The organism is Shewanella zhangzhouensis (genome assembly GCF_019457615.1).
GTDB lineage: Bacteria > Pseudomonadota > Gammaproteobacteria > Enterobacterales > Shewanellaceae > Shewanella > Shewanella zhangzhouensis.
Genome location: NZ_CP080414.1, coordinates 2,076,173 through 2,096,554, shown reverse-complemented (window position 1 = coordinate 2,096,554; position 20,382 = coordinate 2,076,173). Strand labels below are relative to the sequence as shown.

Below are 20,382 nucleotides of genomic sequence, written 5' to 3'. Positions count from 1 at the left end.
AATACAGTAACCCATGAGTGTAAAGATAAGCCTTCACATCACAGGTATCGTTCAGGGGGTTGGATTTCGGCCCCATGTGTTTCGCCTGGCCCATGAGCTCGGGCTTGGCGGCAGTATCCGCAACAATGCTGAAGGCGTCTTTATCCGATTGACTGGCCCGCAGTACAAGGTCGATGACTTTATTGAAACGCTACGAAGTGACCCGCCGCCACTGGCGCGGATAGACGGTTTCACCCTGATAGCCGATGACGGTCCCGACCTTGACGAATCCCGCTTTGTCATTGAAGAAAGCCAGGCAGGCGGTGAAGCTCAGGTCGTGGTATCCCCGGATAAAAGCATGTGTCCGGACTGCCTGGCGGATATCCGCAACCCCAACGACAGGCACTATCGCTATCCCTTTACCAACTGCACCAACTGCGGCCCCCGCTATACCCTGATAAAAGCCTTGCCCTACGACAGAAAGCACACCTCCATGGCGCACTTTGCCATGTGCCCGGAGTGCGAGGCCGAATATAAAAACCCGCTGGACAGACGCTATCACGCCCAGCCGGTCAGTTGCCCAAATTGCGGGCCACAACTCAGCCTCACCGGGCCGGACGGCAGCCATATCAGCAGCAATGCTGAATTCTGTCTGGATGAGTGTGCGCGATTGTTAAAACAGGGCGCCATCTTCGCCATCAAGGGTCTTGGCGGCTTTCATCTGGTGTGTGATGCCACCAACGAGGAGGCCGTGAGCAGCCTGCGGGCACGTAAGGTGCGTCCGGCAAAGCCCCTCGCCGTGATGGTCAAAGACCTTAATGTGGCCAAACACCTTGCCGATGGCGCAGAAGAAGAATGGCAATTGCTGTGCTCCCGGGAACGCCCCATCGTCATCTTAAAAAAAACCTCAGCCCGGCCCGGCAGCTCCCAAGCTCCTGTTCCGTGCAGTGAGCTTGCCGCTTCCGTGGCGCCCGGCATCGACCGCATAGGGCTTTTTTTACCCTACACGCCGCTGCATGCCTTGCTGCTGGACAGCGTTGACCGCCCGCTGGTTGCCACCAGCGCCAATCGCAGTGGTGAGCCCATCATCATAGATGCTGCGGATATTCACCAAAAACTCGCAGGGGTGGTGGACTATATTCTCGACCACGATCGCCCCATAGTATCCGGCTGTGACGACAGCGTGGTCCAATGGTGTGCCGGACAGCTGCAGGTTATCCGTCTCGCCAGGGGATATGCGCCGCTGGCAATGCTCAGCCCCAAACCCAGCCAATCCCATCTGATGGCCGTTGGGCCTCAGCAAAAAAACACCCTGGGCTTTGGCCTTGGCCATAACCTCTTTTTAAGCCCCCATATAGGCGATCTCTTCAGTATTGAGGCCGAAGATTACTTTATTCGAACACTGGAGAGTTTTAAGCGACTCTATCAGGTAGATCCCGGCTGCGTGGTAGCTGATCATCACCCGGATTATGCCCCAAGTCGTTTTGCCCGACGTTATGCACAAAACAGTGAACGCAACATCGAACTCCTCACAGTTCAGCACCACTTTGCCCACATATTGTCGGTCATGGCGGCCAACTCCCGCAGCGAGCCTGTGCTGGGATTCAGCTTTGATGGCACCGGCCTCGGTGATGATATGAGCCTGTGGGGCGGCGAAGTGCTGCTGTGCAGCGCAACCCATTTCGAGCGCCTCGGTGGACTCAGGCCCTTTGCCCTACCCGGCGGCGACAAAGCCAGCAGCGAACCCTGGCGGGTGCTCTTGAGTCTGCTCGCAGGTCATCTGCCTGTGTCACAGCTTCAGGGACTGCCTTGCTTTGCCCATTTGAGTCAGCCCATGCTGAACAATCACCTCAAAGTCATCAGTCTTCCCGGCACCTTGCAGAGCTCATCCATGGGACGCCTCTTTGATGCGGCGGCAGCCTTGCTGGGTATTTGCCAACGAGTCGAGTTTGAAGGCCAGGCTGGCATGTTACTGGAAGCCTTTGCAGCCCGGGCAACCGGCCCCATCCCCACCCTGGTGCTGGAAGAAAAAGGCGGCCAATGGGACGGCGCAGCGCTGCTGGTGTCCATGTTGGAGCAAATGGACACACTCGATACCTCACCTGAATGCCTGGCTAAGGCCTTTATCAATGCCATCGCCGATGCCATCGCCGAGAAAGCCCGTCATTATCCCAATCTACCCGTGGCACTGAGTGGCGGCGTATTCCAAAGCCGCACTCTCGCCAATGCAACTGCCAAGAAGCTTTCACAGCAAGGGCTTAAGCTTCTGCCTTGGGGTCAGGTCCCGGTAAACGATGGTGGTATCGCCCTTGGCCAACTTTGGTACGCAGTTCACAGTTTTGGCCAATAAGTGCGCCAGATTGTCCCGTCATTCCCAAATGCTGACCCATATCAAATCTTTCGTTAATCAGCTGTATCAGAATTGTGCCAAATAGCCCAAGGAGACTCCCTACATGTGCCAGGACTGTGGCTGCTCATTACCGCGATTCGGGATGCAAGACACCCATCAGCACGCTCATGAACACCATGAGCTCACCACCAATCCCCAACTGAACGACGCCAGAACACTGTCGGTTATCCATAAGATTCTGGATAAGAATGATGTGGAAGCGACCCACAACCGCAGCCACTTCGAAGCCCGTCAGATAAGTGCCTATAACCTGATGAGCAGTCCCGGCAGTGGTAAAACCACCTTGCTGGAATGCTTGCATGAATATCTGGGACTCACCTACGGCGTGATTGAGGGGGATCTGGAAACCTCAAAAGATGCCGATCGCCTGCTGGCGAAAGGTATCCAGGCAGTGCAAATTCAAACCGGCAGCGCCTGCCATCTGGATGCCTTTATGGTCCATGGTGCCCTGCACCGCCTTACCCTGGATGAAGGCAGCATTGCCTTTATCGAAAACGTGGGCAATCTGGTGTGCCCTGCGAGCTATGATGTGGGAACCCATCGCAATATCGTGCTCTTATCCGTGCCGGAGGGTGACGATAAAATTGCCAAATACCCGGTGATGTTCCGCCGGGCGGATCTGGTGCTCATTACCAAGTCCGATCTCACCCTTTACTTTGATTTCAGTATGGAGAGTGCCAAAGAGAGCCTGAGGGCGCTCAATCCCCAGTGCGAAGTGATTGAATTGTCCATCAAGGATGGTCGTGGCATGGACAGGCTCGCAGCTTGGCTCAAGCAGGATCACAGCGCCCGTTATCATGCCGATGTCGGGGGAAACTGAGCTATGTGCCTTTCTGTCCCTTCTGAAGTAGTGGCCTTGCATGACGATGAGCAGGCCATTACCGTCGATACCCTGGGGGTTCGGCGAAAAGTCAGTCGCCATTTACTCAGCGACGAAATCCAAATCGGTGACTACGTGTTGATCCACATCGGCTTTGCAATGAATAAAATTGACAAAGAAGATGCACTGGAAAGCCTTAAGCTATATAGGGAAATCGCAGAAAAGCTGGAGGCAGAAAGCCATGCCCAATCAAGCTATCAATGAACCTGATTCATCGCTGAAGTTAAAGTCCCTTTACGAAGGCTTTCGTGATGCAGGGACCATTCGGGCACTGGCCGACCGGATAAGCAGTGCGGCCATAAATCTCTCTGAGCCGCTGTACATCATGGAGGTGTGTGGTGGCCATACCCACACCATCATGAAGTACGGTCTGCTGGGGCTCATACCGGACAATGTGAAATTTATCCATGGTCCCGGCTGCCCCGTGTGTGTGATGCCCAAAGAACGTATCGATCAGGCCATTGCCCTGGCAAAGATGGATGACGTGATACTGCTGACGCTCGGCGACATGATTAGAGTTCCCGGCTCAAAAGGCAGCCTGGCACAGGCCAGGGCCAGTGGCGCCGATGTTCGCCCCCTGTACGATCCCCTGGATGCGCTTGCCATCGCCAGAGACAATCCCGACAAGACAGTGGTGTTTTTTGCCATTGGCTTTGAAACCTCCACTCCCATGACCGCAGTGCTGCTGCAGCAAGCCGAGCACGCCGCCCTGCCCAACCTGCTGTTTCATATCAATCATGTGCTTGTGCCGCCCGCCATCGATGCGGTGATGGCCGAGCCGGCCACCAAGGTGAATGCCTTTATCGGCCCTGCCCATGTGAGCGTGATAAGTGGCGCCAAAATCTATCGCCGAGCGGCAGAAGTGCACCATACCCCGGTAGTGGTCAGCGGTTTTGAACCCGTGGATGTAATGGAGTCCATTTTGCGATTGGTGGAGCTTAAAAATCACGCCGAATCCGTGGTTGAGGTGCAGTACAGCCGCGCAGTGACTGAAGAAGGTAACCTGACAGCCCAGGCGCTGGTGGATGAATACTTTGAAGTGCGTGACAGCTTCCGCTGGCGTGGATTGGGGCCCATTCCTCAGTCCGCCCTGAAACTCAAAGACAAGTACGCCCACAGGGATGCCGAAATCCATTTTGGCGGTCGTTTACCCGTAGCGGAAATCGACGATCACAAGGCCTGCCAGTGTGGAGACATTCTGCGTGGTCTTGCCAACCCCATGGACTGCAAAGTCTTTGGCCGTGGCTGCACACCCCAAACGCCCCTTGGCAGTTGCATGGTCAGCTCCGAAGGCGCCTGCAATGCCTATTACCGCTACCATGGAGTCCAGCATGTCGACTAACAGTATTCAGCTCGCCCACGGTGGCGGCGGCCTGGAAATGAATAAGCTCATTCGTAACCTGTTTTTCAAGGCCTTTGATAATTGCATCCTCAGAAATGAAGAAGATGCCGCGCTGCTGAACCTGCAGGGCCCCACCGCCTTTACCACAGACTCCTTTACCGTATCACCACTGTTTTTTGCCGGGGGCGACATAGGCAAGCTGGCCATTGCCGGTACGGTCAATGACTTGGCCATGATGGGCGCCGAGCCCCAGTATTTAAGCCTTGGGGTCATCATCGAAGAAGGCTTCCCCATGGCCTCCCTCGAAACCATAGTGGCTTCCATGGCCAGCGAGCTGAAAAAGTGCGGCGCCAAAATCGTCTGCGGCGACACCAAGGTGGTTCCCAAAGGCTGTGCCGATGGACTGTTTTTAAACACCACAGGGGTTGGCCGTATTGTGAAACCGGGATTGTCAGCCAAACACCTGGTACCCGGTGATGCGATTCTGGTGTCCGGTGACATAGGACGCCACGGCGCGGCCATCCTGATGGCCCGGGAAGGACTGGAGCTGGAATCCGGCCTTGTGAGCGACTGCGCCACCCTGTGGGGCGCGGTTGAGCAACTTTTGGTGCATCCTTTCGATATCCATGCCATGCGCGATGCCACCCGGGGCGGTCTTTCCGCCGTACTTAATGAGTGGGCCGCGGCCTCAGATGTGATGATAGAAGTCGATGAGGCTGCCGTCCCTGTGAGCGATGAGGTGAAGGGCCTGTGTGAACTCTACGGCTTTGAGGCCACAGATCTCGCCAATGAAGGCACCTTTGTCATGGCGTTGCCAGCCGGGCAGGCTGAAGGCGCACTGGAAGTCCTCAAGCGTTTTGGCCATTGTGAGAATGCAGCCATCATAGGCCGCGTGGGTGAGAGCCCTGCCGGGCGTGTGATACTTCACACCCCATGGGGCAGTAACAGATACCTCGACCTGCCCGCCGGTGAATTACTGCCAAGGATTTGCTGATGCATGAATTTTCCATTGTCCAGGCGCTGCTCGACAGCTGCGAGCAACATGCCCGCAGCGTCGGAGCAAGTGGTATCAGTCGGGTCAGCATTCGCATTGGAGCCTTGAGTGGTGTCGAGCCGGCCCTGCTGGCCACGGCTTTTGATACCTTTAAGTTGGATGGACCCTGCGCCAACGCCACTCTGGACATGGAAATTGAGCCCCTGAGGCTCGATTGCAATGAATGCGGTTATCAGGGCGAGGCCGATGGCCACAGGGTGCTGTGTCCAGAGTGTCAGAGTCCCTTCACCCGGGTAACCGGCGGTGAGGATATGTTGCTGTTGCAGCTTGAGCTCACAGACACAGCCAGTACAAATACCGACAGCCCAGAATCCAATGGCTCCGCCATCCAATAATGTGTGCGGGTAAATGTATCTGCTCCATGGGGCGACATTCGATGCGTTGCGCCGCCAGGTTGCGCTACTCTTTCCGCCCCCTTTCGCATCAAAGCACAGAGAGTTTCGCTGCATAGCAGAAACTCGTCAGCACAATACACTGCCGAACCAGGAAATCAGAAGCAATTTAGGTAGCGCTTTTGTATAGTATCCCGAATCAAGACGTCATTCGGGTAACTTAAGGTGCAACTGGTCTGGCAGGTTCCCAAACGTGCAGCGCTGCTGTTTCATCTCGTGGCCATGGCGACCCTGGTGCTTTACTGCGCCTACCGCCTATCCCTTGGTCACTGGCCCATGGTGTTTATTTACAGCCTGTCACTCATCCCGCTCACCCTGTCATTTGTTAAAGAACTCCGTGGTCAGTCAAGCCCGGTGAATCGCATGATCACCCTGCTGCTGGTGTCCATTGGTATCGCAGCCACCTGCCTTGAAATTGGCTACGCCGGGATGATTTTTATCTTCCCTGCCATCTTCATTTATTTTTTTCTGTTTAATATCCGCGCTGCGCTGATGCTCTCGAGTCTATTTACCGCCCTTTGCCTCATCTGCGGCGCGCAGGTGGAGGCCAGCGATGTGATAGCCCGCTTCGGGGTGGCGTCGGTGAATTGCATCATTTTTGGTGCGGTATTCGCCTTTATCCTTGCAAAGCAGCACGACTCTTTGGTGCAAATTGCCCAGCGCGATCCCCTTACGGGGTTGTTTAATCGAAGCAAGCTGGAGTTGGATCTGGCGGCCATCGCGCCGGCAACACCCGCCGTACTCATGCTGCTGGATGTAGACCACTTTAAAAGGATCAATGACGTACATGGTCATCAAACGGGCGATAAGGTGCTGACGTCGTTGGGAAAGCTATTGGATGCCCTTATGCCGGATGTGGCGACCGCTTACCGTTTTGGTGGGGAAGAGTTTCTGGTGCTGTTTAACCCGGCCGAACCCTCTGCTCAAAATGAGGCTGCGCTCAATCTTGCCAAGACAACCGCGGCCCGGTTTCAGGCGGCGCTGCGCTGTGTCGATGCGGTGCCCGGCAGCACCATTACCTGCTCCATCGGTATTGCCCAGCGGCACACGGGCGAACATCAGCAGCCCTGGTTTGCCCGGGCAGATGCTGCCCTCTATCGCGCCAAGCGTTCAGGAAGAGACCGGGTGTGTATATTCGAAGAGGCTTTTGACGGCGAACACATATCCATAAAAGACACAGGTGCCAGCACAGATACAGCGATAGAAGACATGGATACGGGTATGGGAAACAGATAATGCATAAGCGGTAGTCCTGCTGCGCCACGAAGCCTTTCGCAAGGTGGATTAAGGAAGTGTCTCTCCAATACCATCAGTCGCATCTTCCGTTCGCCATGTCACCCACAGAACCTCACTCACCATTTCTTTCCTGCCAAGCCAGCTCAGCCAATCCTTTTGATGATCGGCAAGGCGATCGCCGGGTCCTTTCACTTCGACAAAGGCAAGCTGCCCATCCCGAATCAACACCAAATCCGGAAAGCCGCTGCGTCTGGCACGAAGATCCGGCAATAATCTCTCCACCAGCGACGCCACAAAAGTGCCTGTGAGATAAGGCAGCAAAGAGGCAAAAAGGGTTTCGCTCCATAGCGTCCAATTCACCCAGTCATTGGCAATGCCGTGCTTACTGTGAAAATGACGGCTAAGCATGGAGATATCCCCCTGATTAAGCGCAAGCAAGCGCTCATCAAGCATGGCCTGACGCCGCGTACTGAACTCGGGCTGATACATGTCCGATGGCGCAGTTTGAAACGGATGATCAAAAGCCCCTTTTACCGGCGCAAACAGAATATCCCACAGTGCCAGCCCAAAGAGGCCACAGCTGAAGCTGTTTTCCAGGTGCCAACCCGCTATCCCCTGAGCCTCAAAGTGTTTGATAACGGCATACTCAGGCCCAACCTCCTCGGCCAACTCCAGTTTGAGTTCACACAGCTTCAAGGGGGCAGGGTTGCGCCATGATAAACCTGCTTTTTTGGCGAGTCTTGGCAACATACGCAGGCTGGCATGGTACTCCTCATCGGCCAGCGGCGATTCAAAGAGTGTCATCGCACAGTCAAAGGCTTCTTGGTATCGGCCAAGGGCTTCCAGACAGCGCACTCGCCGCTCACGGGCAGGCACGAGTTCCAGGCCTTGATACAGTCCCAAAGCCTGCTCCGTTAAGCCCCTGCGTTCATATTCTCTGGCGATCCGGCTTAGCAGATGACGTAGTTTGCGCCCTTGCCTGCCGGTATCGCTGACAAACTCAGCCTTTGGTTCAGGTGAAAATCCATGGCTTAAAGATGAAGAAAGCTGGGTTTTGAGCAGCTCAACCATGTCTTCCAGTACAGCCAGGGGAAGATGTCTTGTGTCTTCCAACGCTCTGGCAACATCAGCACACAGCAAGGCGAGTTCGACTTCAGGGCGGCTATCAAATCGTCGGTTGGCCTCATCCAGCCCATAGTTTTCGTAGCGGCGATAACCGAGTTCGGTGACAACAAACTCGTCCGATTGCTGCCAGGCATTGCCAAAATACAAAAGCCTTAAGGTGTCATGGGCAGAAGCAGCGTCTAGCCTGAGTACATCCTCTGTAAATTGCGCCGCTATACCTGGCCAAAGCCCCGTTCCATCCCCGTGGACGGCATCATCAGCAAAGGCAATAAGCTGCTGTTTGGTTGAAGTTTTTTGAGGTCGTGAGCCACGAGATTGTTCAGCGTTCGCCCTTGAATCCGCCCCCTTTTCTATACCGACACTCAGGAGCTTCGAAATGGCCGCAGCAAGCTCATCACGGGTAATAAGGGATGTAAGAATATCCTGCCCGGGTAAGGCCCCAAGGGTGACGAATCCGTGCTGCTTAAGCTCATGACAGGCCTGGGCCAAGTCAGGAATGTCTGCGTAACTCAGCTTACTGATACGAAAATAATCACCGCGTCGACTCAGTAGCCGCACCAGGAGCCTGAGCGCACCTTCTGACAGGGTGTCAGCGCAATTCAGGAGTTTAAGCTCGTCTTCGGACAAAAGATCCCGATAGCGTCCGAGGCCACTCAGCAAAAGTCTGAAGTGCCTGAGGTAATAATCGGGATCCTCGAGGGTGTTAGCCAAGTTCAGTTGCGGTAGATGGTTTGGATAAGATGGAAACCAAAACGGGTTTTAACCGGGCCATGGACTTCCAGTATCGGCTTTTTAAACACCACATCGTCAAAGGCTTTAACCATCTGCCCCGGACCAAACTCACCCAGATCGCCGCTGCGGCGCTTGGAGGGGCAAAGGGAATACTGCTTGGCCAGTTTGCCAAAGTCTTCTCCCTTGTCGATACGGGCTTTCAGTTTTTCTGCTTCTTCGCGGGTTTTGACCAAAATATGTCTGGCACAGGCTCTGGCCATGGGACTCTCCTCAATCTTGCAATGTGTCTATTCTACCCCAAAGCGCTTCCCAAGGCAGCGCTTGCATGACTAAGAGGGCTTTCATACACTGCGGGTTCAAAAATGGGAGATGCCTAATGTGGTTTCAAAAAAGCTTCAGCCTTGGTCCAAAGCGCCGCGGGTTTCATTTGGTCACAGAGGAAATAATCGCTCAATTGCCAGAGCTTGCCGATGTAACCGTGGGATTACTGCATTTGCAGCTGCTGCATACCTCTGCCTCGCTCAGCCTGAACGAAAATGCCGACCCCACGGTAAGGCAGGATTTTGAAAGCTTCTTCAATCGGACAGTAAGGGAAAATGAGCCCTGGTATTGCCACGACTACGAAGGCCCTGACGATATGCCGGCACACCTGAAATCCAGTTTGCTGGGGACCAGTCTTATCCTGCCCATCAGCAAAGGACGACTGGCACTTGGCACCTGGCAGGGTATTTACCTTGGCGAGCACCGTAACAGTGGCGCAGAGCGGCGTATTATCGCCACCTTGCAGGGGGAATAACGGCGCAGGGAGAATAGCAGCGCCGGGGGAATAGTCTTGGCTTAGTTTTGGGCGCGGAGCAGCGCCATCAGCGCCGCTTCATCCATGGGGCGATGCAGTAAAAAGCCCTGAGCCTTTAACACCTGATGGCGGCACAAAAATTCAAGCTGCTGAGGGTGTTCCACCCCTTCTGCCACCACACACAGCTCCATGGCGTGGCTCATTTTGATAATGGCCTCGGTGAGTGCCTCGCCTTTGCCGGGCTGGCCCACGGTCGCCATAAATGACTTATCAAGTTTGATGCAATCCATCGGAAAACTCATCAGATACGCCAGCGACGAATAGCCTGTGCCAAAGTCATCGATAGCAATCCAAATCCCCTGTTGCCGAAGCTGTTCGAGGGTCTTGATAAGACCCGAATTGGTTTCAAGCAGCAGCGACTCGGTAATTTCAAGGATAAGCCAGGAGAGATGCGTTGACTCTATGCTGTGCTTAAGCAGTGAGTCCAGAAAGCAGGCTTGCTGAGCATCTGACCAGAGCTCAAAACTCGATACATTCACCGACAGTTTAATCGGTGTATTGGCCCGGCAAAGCGTATCTATGAGCTTCAGGGCTCGGTGACGAACCAGCTCGCCAATGGCCGGAATTAGCCCGGCGCTCTCGGCCAAGGGAATAAATTCGACGGGCGAGATATCTTCCCCTTCATACCGCCAGCGCAGCAAAGCTTCGGCCGCAATAATTCGCTGGCTGTTAATGTCCACTATGGGCTGATATACCAGGGTCAGCTCGTCAGCGGCTATGGCTTCCTTCAGCGCCGATGTTAAGGTCGCCGTTCTTGCGGCGCTTTCCCGCATCTGGGGGGCGAAGTGACGCCAGGTACTGCGACCTGCGCTCTTGGCACAGTACATCGCCTGATCCGCCGCCTGAAACAAGTTATCGGGAGTGAGACCATCGTCAGGATATCGTGCAATTCCCAGACTGATGCCACTGTGCAGGCGCCTGCCTTCAATATCAAAGGGGTGCGACATGGATATCACCAACTGCTTGGCCAGCGCCTCAGGTTCAGCTCCATCGGCAGTCAAAAACAGGGCAAACTCATCTCCTCCAACCCGGGATAACAGGGCCGATAACCGGGCATTATCAGGCAATAACGACTGCAGCCGATTGGCAGCCATGCGTAAAAGTTCATCCCCCACATGGTGACCAAAGCTGTCGTTGATATATTTGAAGCGGTCTAAATCCATGACAAACAACCAAAATGGCTGGCTTTGAGCACAGGCACTGGCCATGGAGGACGATAGCAAAAAACGGTTGGCAAGACCGGTAAGCGAATCATAATTTGCTTGATACTCAATCAGTTTGGCCGCCTTTTGTCGTTCAGTGATGTCACTCATCAACCAACCGTACATGGCGCCATCACCCTGGGGATCGGCAATTGGCGTCACCAGGACTTCCACGCGCCTTTCCTGAACGTCATTCCCCCCAAGAGTGAACTCCCCACTGAAACTGCTGCCATTTTGCAATTGCAGCTCTAACTGACAAAGCATCTCAGCCGAGCATGCATCAAACATTTTTTCAGGCTCTAAAGCCTGTAACGTGGGATTAAACCAGTTTTTAAACGGAGGATTTTTATACAGCAGCTGCCACTTATCATCGGTAATGGCGAGTGCCATAGGCATTTTATTGAAGATCCGCGCCACCAATTGCTGATATCGCTGATCGCGGCTGCGTTCAATGGCAAGGGCTGCCAGCTTACCGCCCTCGGCGATAAACGTCAGCTCGCCGGTGGTGGGCGACTTGATAGTGTCATGATACAGCGCGAAGGTGCCAATCACCTTGCCGTGGCTGTCTTTGATTGGTTCTGACCAGCAGGATTTAAGCCCGGCCGCCAAAGGTAAGCTGTTATAAGGCTGCCAATATTCGTGGGTGGCGATATCACTTACCACCACCCTTTCACCCAAAAAGGCGGCACTGCCACAAGAGCCGACGCCGAGGCCGATTTCAGCGCCATGGACAATCCGATTGAATTCTTCCGGCAGCCCGGGAGCGGCGCCGGTGAGCAACCGACTGCCGTCTTCACTGAGTAGCAGGACAGAGGCCACAGTACCGCTGGTCTGAGATTCTATCAGCGCGGTCAGGGCGTGGAGGATCTCAGACAGGGGCCTATGTTCAAGCACCATAGCCAAAATGCCGCCATATCCGCGCACACCAAATTCTTGTGATTGTACATCCCTGCCCATGAAGGCCCCCGTCGGTAACCTCTTACATCTTGTATATTATTGGCCAAAGGCAAACACAAGGAGACTTTTGTCTTAACACTATGCCAGTACAGACTGGTAAATTGTGTTATTCGGCTATCCGCTCCAATTTTGCGAGGTAAAAACCATCGAAGCCCGATGTGGCCGGGGTAATATTTTCATCTTCCAGCAAACGGAAGTTGGGATTGGCCGCCAAAAACGCATCAACCTGGCCACGGTTTTCACAGGGCATGATTGAGCAGGTTGCATACACCAGAATGCCTCCTACCTTGACCATGCGGCTGTAGCTGCCAAGAATATGGGCCTGCAGCTCCATCAGCACCGGCAAACGCTCTTCGGTATCGCGCCACTTGGCATCGGGATTACGCTTTAGCACCCCAAGACCGGAGCAAGGCACGTCCAGCAGCAATCTGTCGGCGGACAGTTTCAAACGTTTAATGGTTTTACTGCCGGCAATAATGCGGGTCTCCACGTTGTGGGCACCTGCGCGGCGCGCCCGCTCTTTGAGGTTATCCAGCTTCCACTGCTCAACATCCATGGCAAGCAGCCTGCCCTTACCCGCCATGGCAGCGGCCAGATGCAGTGTTTTACCGCCGGCACCGGCACAGGCATCAATCACACGCATCCCGGGTTTCACATCCAGCGCTGCGGCAACCAACTGTGAACCGGCATCCTGCTGCTCAAACCAACCATCGGCAAAGGCCTTGGTACGAAAGAGTGCGGCATTGGAGGTCACTTCCAGTGCTGAATCGACGTTATCGACAGGGATTGTCTGCACCCCTTCAGCGGCCAGGCGCTGCGCCAGTTCATCCCGGGTACACTTAAGGCCATTGGTGCGCAAATAGCGCTTGGGAGCCAAAGACAGGGCCGCACGTTCTGCCGCCCAGCTATCACCCAGCTCGGCCTGTCCGAGTTTATCCAGCCAGTCAGGACATCCGTCCCACAACAGCGGCGCGGCCTTGGCACGCTCGAGGCGCTCTGCAAAAACCGCATCTTCAATATCCAGGGTGTATCTGAGACGCGGAATGGCCAAACCATGGAACCTGTGCCAGGCATTCAGTACCCTGCTGCCTTCACGCTCGATGCGCTCCGGGGTGGTGTCGGCGAGGAAACAGAAAAGATTCAAACGCCGGATAAGCTCCCCGGTTACCGTGGCAATTCTGGCCTGCTCTTCACTTTCCAGCTTAAGGCCCGAAAAATGGCGTGAGTAGGCCCTGTCCAGGGGCGAGCCTTCTATCAAAACCTGATTGAGGATCCCAAGGACCAATTCGGCAGAAGAAGGCGATAAAGGCGATGCGAGCATGGTGTCTATCCGGCATTGAAAAAACTGCGGGATCATAGGAGGTATTGAGTCCCTTCGCAAGGAAGAACACAAAGGCAATCGCGGTTTATGCAGGCTGGCTTTGACGTTGGCCATGGTATCGACAGTCTGTTGTGCCCTTTTCGTGTCCTTTTCATGTCCTCGGCGGGCTCTTTCACTCCCTCTTTAAAACCCAGTCAGTGACATCTTTATCGCGTCTGCTTACGCCTTCAGCTTATTCAAACAGAAAACTTGCGTTTACCCCTCTGGCTCCAGCCAATAAAAAAGCGCCTTTACGGCGCCTTTTTATCGAGTCCTCTGCCCAGGACCTTTTATTGACATCCTGGCAATGGCTCAGGCCTTTGCTGCCACAGGCTTACAGCCCTTCAGACCATAGAAAAGGATGTAGCCGTAGCACAGTACCGGCAGAATAAAGGAGGCTGACAGGCCAACAGAATCGGCCAGAAGCCCCTGCAGCAAAGGAACCAAAGCGCCACCTACAATCGCCAGGCATAGAATACCTGAGCCCTGAGCTGTCGCCGGACCCAGATTTTTCAGTGCCAGACTGAAGATGGTCGGGAACATGATGGAGTTAAACAGCCCCACTGCCAGAATCGCCCACATGGCAAGGGCGCCGCTGCTGTTCATGGCTACCAGTACCAAGAGCGCTGCCAGGGTGGCATTGAAGCCCAGCACCTTGCCGGCATCCACTTTTTGCATCACGGCCGCACCGATAAAGCGGCCCACCATGGCGCCGCCCCAGTAAAAGGCGATGTAGTGGGCCGCATCGGCCTCGGCCATGCCCGCCACATGGGATTCACCCAAAAAGTTCACCAAGAAGCTGCCAATGGCCACTTCACCGCCCACGTAAACGAATATCCCGATGGCGCCGAGCACCAGATGGCGATGGCTCAGGGCACTGTGACCGCTGCTTGTGACGTCATCTTCCTGGTCATGGATGTGGGGTAACTTCAGCAGCGCAAACACCACTGCCAGCACTATCAGCATGCCGCACAACAAAAGATAGGGCAGCTTGACCGCATCGGCTTCCGCTTCAGCAGAGGCGCCGACGGCCACCGACAGGATAAGCACAGAGCCAAAGGCCGGGGCTATGGTGGTGCCAAGGGAGTTAAATGCCTGGGTCAGGGTCAAACGACTCGAAGCGGTTTGCACAGGTCCCAGCGCCGTAACATAGGGATTGGCCGCCACCTGCAGCACGGTAATACCGCTGGCAAGCACAAACAAGGCGCCAAGAAAGAGTCCGTAGGTGGCGTAAGCGGCTGCAGGATAAAACAGGGCGCAGCCCAGCGCCGCGGTTAACAAGCCAACCACTATGCCCTTTTGATAACCGAGCCGCTTGACCAGCACCCCGGCCGGTACCGACACCAGGAAATAGGCGCCGAAGAAGCAAAACTGGATCAACATCGCCTGGGCATAGTTCAGGCTGAATACCGCTTTCAAATGCGGAATAAGGATGTCGTTAAGGCAGGTGATAAAGCCCCACATAAAAAACAGTGTGGTGAGTGAGGTCAGCGCAAAACCGTAACGCCCTCCCTCGGATGCGCCTTCATGCCGGGCGGTAACAGGTACGCCAGAAGCCATAGTCTTCTCCTTGATTATTATCGTTATTTCAATCTTTTTTGGTCGAGGTCTACAGCAAAGCTTACCCCATGTATTTCATGTCGGGCCAATTTGAAAAGCGCGGCTGGCCTTTACCTTTGGTATCCGCCGCACTTACCTGGCCCTGGGAGCGGAGACACAGCTTATCAGCTATTCCCTGCCCCAATGTACTGAAATCGGTTTGACTTAAAGCGACGTTGAACTCACTCAAATGAGACCGAATCCCAGGCTTTGCAGGCCAAATCCGCTCCCCGGGATTTAATTACCCAATAGCAGAGCCCCGTGGGGCGCAAGCTGAATACTGTCGGCGCCATCCAGGCTGCCGCCTTCAAGGCCATGGCCTTCAAGCAGCTCCCAGGACTCGATTCCAGGAATAGCCATTGCCTGCGGCTTATCAGATAAATTGAACACACAAAGCACTTTTTTATCGACACTCACGCGTTCAAACGCCAGAACGGGCTCTTTGCTATCAATAAATTTAATCTCACCACTCACCAAGGCGGGTTGAGTGCGACGCCACGCCATAAAGCGGCTGAACTGATTCAATATGGAATCCGGGTCGGCACTCTGGGCGGCGACGTTCAGCACCCGGTGTTCTTCCGGCAGTGGTAACCAGGGCTTGGTGCCGGAGGTCATCTCACCAAATCCCATAAAGTCGCCTTCTGCTTGCCAGGGCATGGGGGTGCGACAACCATCGCGGCCTTTAAAGTTGGGCCAGAACGCGATCCCGAAGGGGTCTTGCAGCGCATCAAAGGGAATGTCGGCTTCGGTAAGCCCCAGCTCTTCACCCTGGTACACGCACAGACTGCCACGCAGACATCCCAGCATGGCCGACAGCATCTTGGCCATTCGAGGGGTGCCCTTGCCCTGTCCCCAGCGACTGATAACCCGTTCCACATCGTGGTTGCCTATGGCCCAGCACGGCCAGCCATCACCGATGGCGCCTTCGAGAGCTTCCACTGTGCTGCGGATATAATCGGCGCTGTAGTCTTTGGTGAGAAGCTCAAAGCTGTAGGCCATATGCAGGCGTTTATCACCCTTGGTGTATTCGGCCATGGTGGCAAGAGAGTCTTCGCTTGAGACTTCGCCCAGGGTCACAGCCCCCGGATAGCGGTCAATCAGAGCACGCAAATCTTCAATGAAACCAATGGTTTCAGGACGCTCATTGTTGTACCAGTGATACTGATAGGCGTAAGGATTGTCTTCAGAGAAACCACGGCCCTGACGCTTATCCGCCGGTTTCGCCGGGTTATCACGAAGCGCCTTATCGTGGAAACAAAAGGTAATGGCATCGAGGCGGAAACCATCCACGCCCTTCTTCAGCCAGAACTCAACGTTATCGAGCACGGCGCGGCGTACGGCTTCACAATGGAAATTCAGATCCGGCTGACTCTTCAGGAAATTGTGCAGGTAATACTGCTGGCGTCTTGGCTCCCATTCCCAGGCGCATCCCCCGAATATGGCCAGCCAGTTGTTGGGGGGCGTACCGTCTTCACGGGGATCGGCCCATACATACCAATCGGCCTTGGGATTGTCACGGCTCTGGCGGCTCTCGGCAAACCAGGCATGTTCGTCTGAGGTGTGGCTGAGTACCTGATCGATAACCACCTTCAGTCCCAGTGCATGGGCTTTGGCAATAAGCTCGTCAAAGTCATCCATGGTGCCAAACATGGGATCCACATCCAGGTAGTCACTGATATCGTAACCAAAATCCTTCATCGGCGAACGGAAAAACGGCGAGATCCAAATCGCATCCACATTGAGGCTGGCAATATAGTCCAGACGCTCGATGATCCCTTGCAGATCGCCAATACCATCGCCGTTACTGTCTTTAAGACTGCGCGGGTAAATCTGGTAAATGGCAGCGCCGCGCCACCAGGGATGAATGCTCATTGTTGTCCCTCAATTCAGATCATTTAGGCCGGGTTTTCCGGCTTTATAACGCCCCTGGCTGTTGGCGTTTTGTTGCCAATGCGTAAGCGCAGCCAAGAAGCTGGATGTTGCATGGAGGATACGTGACAAGCAAAAGGGCCTTCAATAGAGCTGCATACGTATGCACAAAATGAGACACCGCCGCTTGCGCGCGCGTCATCCATATACTTATATTCTTTCATACACTTAAGCATCAAAAATTGGTCAACAATAGCCGCAACCCCCTCCTCATCGGAGGTCATTTTCGTCTCTGACACGGCTTTGAATACGTATGCACTTGGTTGAGCAGGAAGAAAGGGCGGGAGTAGTATCGTCACCGTTGTGCAACATGTTGGTCATAAAAGCAGCCTTATGCAGTAATTTAAGTGCATGAATGCCCAATAACATTAATAAGCAATGACTGTTGTCCCAACATCCAAGCAAGCTCGCGGGCATGACATGGGCCGCGACCAAAGGGGAAAGATGAATGATGCAATTTAAACCAAACCTGCTGACCGTGGCGTTACTCGCTGCCGGTTTCAGTATGCAGGTACTGGCAGCCGAGCCTTCTGAAGAAAAAGATGTAAACAAAGAAGAAGCTGCCAATATCGAAGTGATCACCGTAAAGGGTTTTCGCACCAGCGTGATCAAGTCGCTCAACGAAAAACGTTTTGGCGACACCGTCTCTGAATCCATCTCTGCAGACGATTTGGGCGCCCTGCCCGATCAGTCCATCGCCGACGCCCTCACCCGCTTGCCCGGCATCACTGCCGTGCGTACCGGCGGCCAGGCCAGCGGCCTGAACATCCGTGGCTTGGATGGCGACTTTGTGTTTGCCACCTTGAATGGCCGCGAGCAGGTCACCACCGGCAGCAAGCGTGCCATCGAGTTTGACCAGTATCCTTCCGAGCTCATCAGCCAGGCCGCAGTCTACAAGTCACCCAAAGCCTCTTTGATTGAAGGTGGCGTGGCCGGTACCGTTGAGCTGAAAACCGCTGACCCACTGCGCGCGGCAAAAGAGCAAAACTTCACCTTTAACGCCCGCGGTGCCTTTAACGATCGCGCCGATGAAGTTGCCGATGCCAACGAGTACGGCAATCGCTTGAGCTTCTCATATCAGGGCAAGTTCCTCGAAGAAACCCTGGGTGTTGCCCTGGGTTACGCGCACCTGTACCAGCCTTTTGTTGCCAGCCAATTTATTGGCCTGCGTTTCAACGATGCCAAGAAAGATGTCAACGGTGATGGCGTAGTTGAGTCCATCAGCGAAGGCTTTGAAATGCAACAAAAAGGTGGCGAAGACACTCGTGACGGTTACATGGCTGCCATTCACTGGCGCCCCAATGATAACTGGTCTTTCAAGGGTGATTTGTTCCACTCACAGTTCGATTCAGAAAACTTTGCCCGTGGTTTCCGGGTGAAATCGCTGCAAAACGGCACCATCACCAACGCCAACATTAAGAATGGCTCCATGATTGGCGGCACCGTGAGCACAGATGGCACAGACAACTTTGCCCTGTTTGTGGTAAACGATAACGACTCCAAGTATTCAGAGCTGACCTCAGGCTCTTTCAACGTAGAGTGGAACAACGGCGATGCCCTGACCGTTTCAGCCGACATCAGCTACTCCAAGGCCGATGGCGAGTTTGTGAACGGTGGTACCCGTGCAGTGGTATATCAGCATATCGACAACGAAATCCGCGCTGCCGAGTCCATCAGCTATCAGCTGAACGACCTGAACCCGGCCTCCATCTCGGTCACCAATGACTACACAGATCTGAGTACTCTGGGTCTGAAAGAAGTGGGCATGTGGCCCTACAACCAGCAAAACGACCTGATTGCGTACAAACTGGACTTCAACTATCAGCTGGATACCGCTTTTGTCTCGTCAGTCGAGTTTGGCGTACGTTACTCTGAGCGCGAATTCAACGCCCAGCGTTCTCAGGCAGGTTACGGTTTCGAGTTTGGCCACAATCCGGACAACCAACCCGTACTGCGTCTGACCGAAGACATGACCAGTGTGGTTAACTTTGGCGGCGAGCTCGCCGGTTACCCAAGCTTCCTTGCCATCGACTTCGACAAGGCCGTTGATCTGGTGAATGCCCAGCTCGCTGCCACAGGTCAGGATCCTTTCGCCCCTACCGCCAACTGGTCCAATAACTGGACCATGATCCAAAGCGGTGCGGTAAACGAAGATGTGTTGGCCGGTTATGTGCAGGCCAACCTGGAGTTTGATCTTGCCGACGTGAAGGTAACAGGTAACCTGGGTCTGCGCGTGGTGCATACCGATCAGTCCAGTACCGGTCTGCAGCAGGTTGGCTTTGGTCTGGGTGAAGCCATCACCGACGAAAAAGGCGTGGTAAGCACAGATTATATTCGCAACGAAGTGGGTAAAACTTACACCGATTACCTGCCCTCGCTGAACCTGAACTTCCACCTGACAGATAACGATCAGCTGCGTTTTGCTGCCGCCTCCGTGATGGCGCGTCCGCCCATCGACAAGCTGAAGTCAGGCATGGGCAGCTGGTATGACGATGCCTCCACTCCCGGCTATAAGAAGTACAACGCATGGGGCAACACCAGCCCGCTGCTGGATCCCTTCTACGCAGATCAGTTTGACCTGTCTTACGAGCACTACTTCGAAGACAGCGAAGGCGCCGTGGTCGTCGCTCTGTTCTACAAAGACATCAAGTCTTTCATCAACAACTTCACCATCCAGCCATTCGATTTCGAAGCAGCCGGTTTCCTGGTGCCCGATACCATTATCGACAACGGTGTTGAGTTCCCGGTGGTGAAAGACGAAGGTCAATACCAAACCGCCATCAACAACGACAAGGGTGGCTACATCCGCGGCGTTGAGCTGGCCTACACCCAGGTGTTTGACTTCCTGCCTGAACCTTTGAGTGGCCTTGGCTTCACCGGCAGCTACTCTTACTCCGACAGTGAAGTACAGTTCACCACTGACCTCAGCGGCTCTTCTCTGGATATTCCGCTGCCTGGATTGTCTGAGCACGTGGTTAACACCACCCTGTTCTACACCCTGGACGGTTTCGATACCCGTTTGAGCATGCGTTATCGCAGTGGTTATGTGTCTGAGCAAGTTGCGGTTGAAACTCAACTGGCCTTCTTCGATGCCGAAACCATCTTCGACTATCAGGCGTCTTACGCGCTGGATAACGGTCTTAAGTTCCTGTTCCAGATCAATAACCTGACAGACGAGCCCAACAAGACCTACTTCGGTGAGGAGTATCAGACAGGGACCATCCAGTCCTTCGGTCGCCAGTACTTCCTGGGTCTGAGCTACTCAATGTAAGCGGCTTTTTGAAAGCGGCACCCTGAAAAGACCTGCCCCAGGGCAGGTCTTTTTATTT

The 20,382-nt window shown here is 54.4% G+C and carries 15 protein-coding genes; 9 read left to right on the top strand and 6 right to left on the bottom strand.

Annotated features, from left to right (window positions below; translation table 11 throughout):
• The first annotated feature begins 13 nt into the window (after nt 1-13).
• The 7 genes from hypF (at nt 14) to K0H63_RS08995 (ending at nt 7,293) form a co-directional block, all read left to right on the top strand.
• Complete coding sequence (hypF, locus tag K0H63_RS09025; RefSeq protein ID WP_220067649.1) at nt 14-2,329, top strand: carbamoyltransferase HypF; 2,316 nt, start codon at nt 14-16, stop codon at nt 2,327-2,329.
• Nucleotides 2,330-2,432: 103 nt separating this feature from the next.
• Nucleotides 2,433-3,209 carry a hydrogenase nickel incorporation protein HypB gene (gene hypB / locus K0H63_RS09020; RefSeq protein ID WP_220067648.1) on the top strand — a complete coding sequence of 259 codons (777 nt, stop codon included), beginning with the start codon at nt 2,433-2,435 and terminating at the stop codon, nt 3,207-3,209.
• A 3-nt stretch (nt 3,210-3,212) separates the two neighbouring features.
• A complete protein-coding gene (locus tag K0H63_RS09015; RefSeq protein ID WP_220067647.1) occupies nt 3,213-3,473 on the top strand; it encodes a HypC/HybG/HupF family hydrogenase formation chaperone in 261 nt (86 codons plus the stop codon).
• The gene (gene hypD, locus K0H63_RS09010) at nt 3,451-4,611 is read left to right on the top strand and encodes a hydrogenase formation protein HypD (protein ID WP_220067646.1); all 1,161 of its coding nucleotides are present in this window, start codon (nt 3,451-3,453) and stop codon (nt 4,609-4,611) included. Before K0H63_RS09015 ends, hypD begins: the two co-directional genes overlap by 23 nt.
• On the top strand, nt 4,601-5,605 hold the full coding sequence (gene hypE, locus K0H63_RS09005) for a hydrogenase expression/formation protein HypE (RefSeq protein WP_258405504.1): 1,005 nt from the start codon (nt 4,601-4,603) through the stop codon (nt 5,603-5,605). The genes hypD and hypE overlap by 11 nt, the downstream gene beginning before the upstream one ends.
• A complete protein-coding gene (locus K0H63_RS09000; RefSeq protein WP_220067645.1) occupies nt 5,605-6,000 on the top strand; it encodes a hydrogenase maturation nickel metallochaperone HypA/HybF in 396 nt (131 codons plus the stop codon). The genes hypE and K0H63_RS09000 overlap by 1 nt, the downstream gene beginning before the upstream one ends.
• A gap of 222 nt (nt 6,001-6,222) precedes the next feature.
• Nucleotides 6,223-7,293 carry a GGDEF domain-containing protein gene (locus K0H63_RS08995; protein ID WP_220067644.1) on the top strand — a complete coding sequence of 357 codons (1,071 nt, stop codon included), beginning with the start codon at nt 6,223-6,225 and terminating at the stop codon, nt 7,291-7,293.
• 48 nt (nt 7,294-7,341) lie between these two features.
• Here K0H63_RS08995 and K0H63_RS08990 read toward each other — a convergent pair whose 3' ends face one another.
• Both K0H63_RS08990 and K0H63_RS08985 read right to left on the bottom strand, forming a co-directional pair.
• Nucleotides 7,342-9,129 carry a VRR-NUC domain-containing protein gene (locus K0H63_RS08990; RefSeq protein ID WP_220067643.1) on the bottom strand — a complete coding sequence of 596 codons (1,788 nt, stop codon included), beginning with the start codon at nt 9,127-9,129 and terminating at the stop codon, nt 7,342-7,344.
• Between the two features lie 2 nt (nt 9,130-9,131).
• Nucleotides 9,132-9,410, bottom strand: coding sequence for a peptidylprolyl isomerase (locus K0H63_RS08985; protein ID WP_011759780.1), 279 nt, complete (start codon nt 9,408-9,410; stop codon nt 9,132-9,134).
• Nucleotides 9,411-9,526: 116 nt separating this feature from the next.
• On the opposite strand from K0H63_RS08985, the gene K0H63_RS08980 reads away from it, so the two are divergent.
• The gene (locus tag K0H63_RS08980) at nt 9,527-9,946 is read left to right on the top strand and encodes a secondary thiamine-phosphate synthase enzyme YjbQ (RefSeq protein ID WP_220067642.1); all 420 of its coding nucleotides are present in this window, start codon (nt 9,527-9,529) and stop codon (nt 9,944-9,946) included.
• Between the two features lie 41 nt (nt 9,947-9,987).
• On the opposite strand, the gene K0H63_RS08975 is transcribed toward K0H63_RS08980, so the two are convergent.
• From K0H63_RS08975 to K0H63_RS08960, 4 genes are all read right to left on the bottom strand, one after another.
• Nucleotides 9,988-12,165, bottom strand: a complete 2,178-nt coding sequence (locus K0H63_RS08975; RefSeq protein ID WP_220067641.1) for a sensor domain-containing phosphodiesterase — start codon at nt 12,163-12,165, stop codon at nt 9,988-9,990.
• 106 nt (nt 12,166-12,271) lie between these two features.
• The gene (locus K0H63_RS08970; RefSeq protein WP_220067862.1) at nt 12,272-13,486 is read right to left on the bottom strand and encodes an RsmB/NOP family class I SAM-dependent RNA methyltransferase; all 1,215 of its coding nucleotides are present in this window, start codon (nt 13,484-13,486) and stop codon (nt 12,272-12,274) included.
• A 351-nt stretch (nt 13,487-13,837) separates the two neighbouring features.
• A complete protein-coding gene (locus K0H63_RS08965) occupies nt 13,838-15,085 on the bottom strand; it encodes a sugar MFS transporter (RefSeq protein ID WP_220067640.1) in 1,248 nt (415 codons plus the stop codon).
• A gap of 276 nt (nt 15,086-15,361) precedes the next feature.
• Nucleotides 15,362-16,996, bottom strand: a complete 1,635-nt coding sequence (locus K0H63_RS08960) for an alpha-glucosidase family protein (protein WP_220067639.1) — start codon at nt 16,994-16,996, stop codon at nt 15,362-15,364.
• A gap of 505 nt (nt 16,997-17,501) precedes the next feature.
• On the opposite strand from K0H63_RS08960, the gene K0H63_RS08955 reads away from it, so the two are divergent.
• Entirely contained in the window at nt 17,502-20,324 is a 2,823-nt protein-coding gene (locus tag K0H63_RS08955; RefSeq protein ID WP_220067638.1) for a TonB-dependent receptor, read from the top strand.
• Nucleotides 20,325-20,382 lie beyond the last annotated feature (58 nt).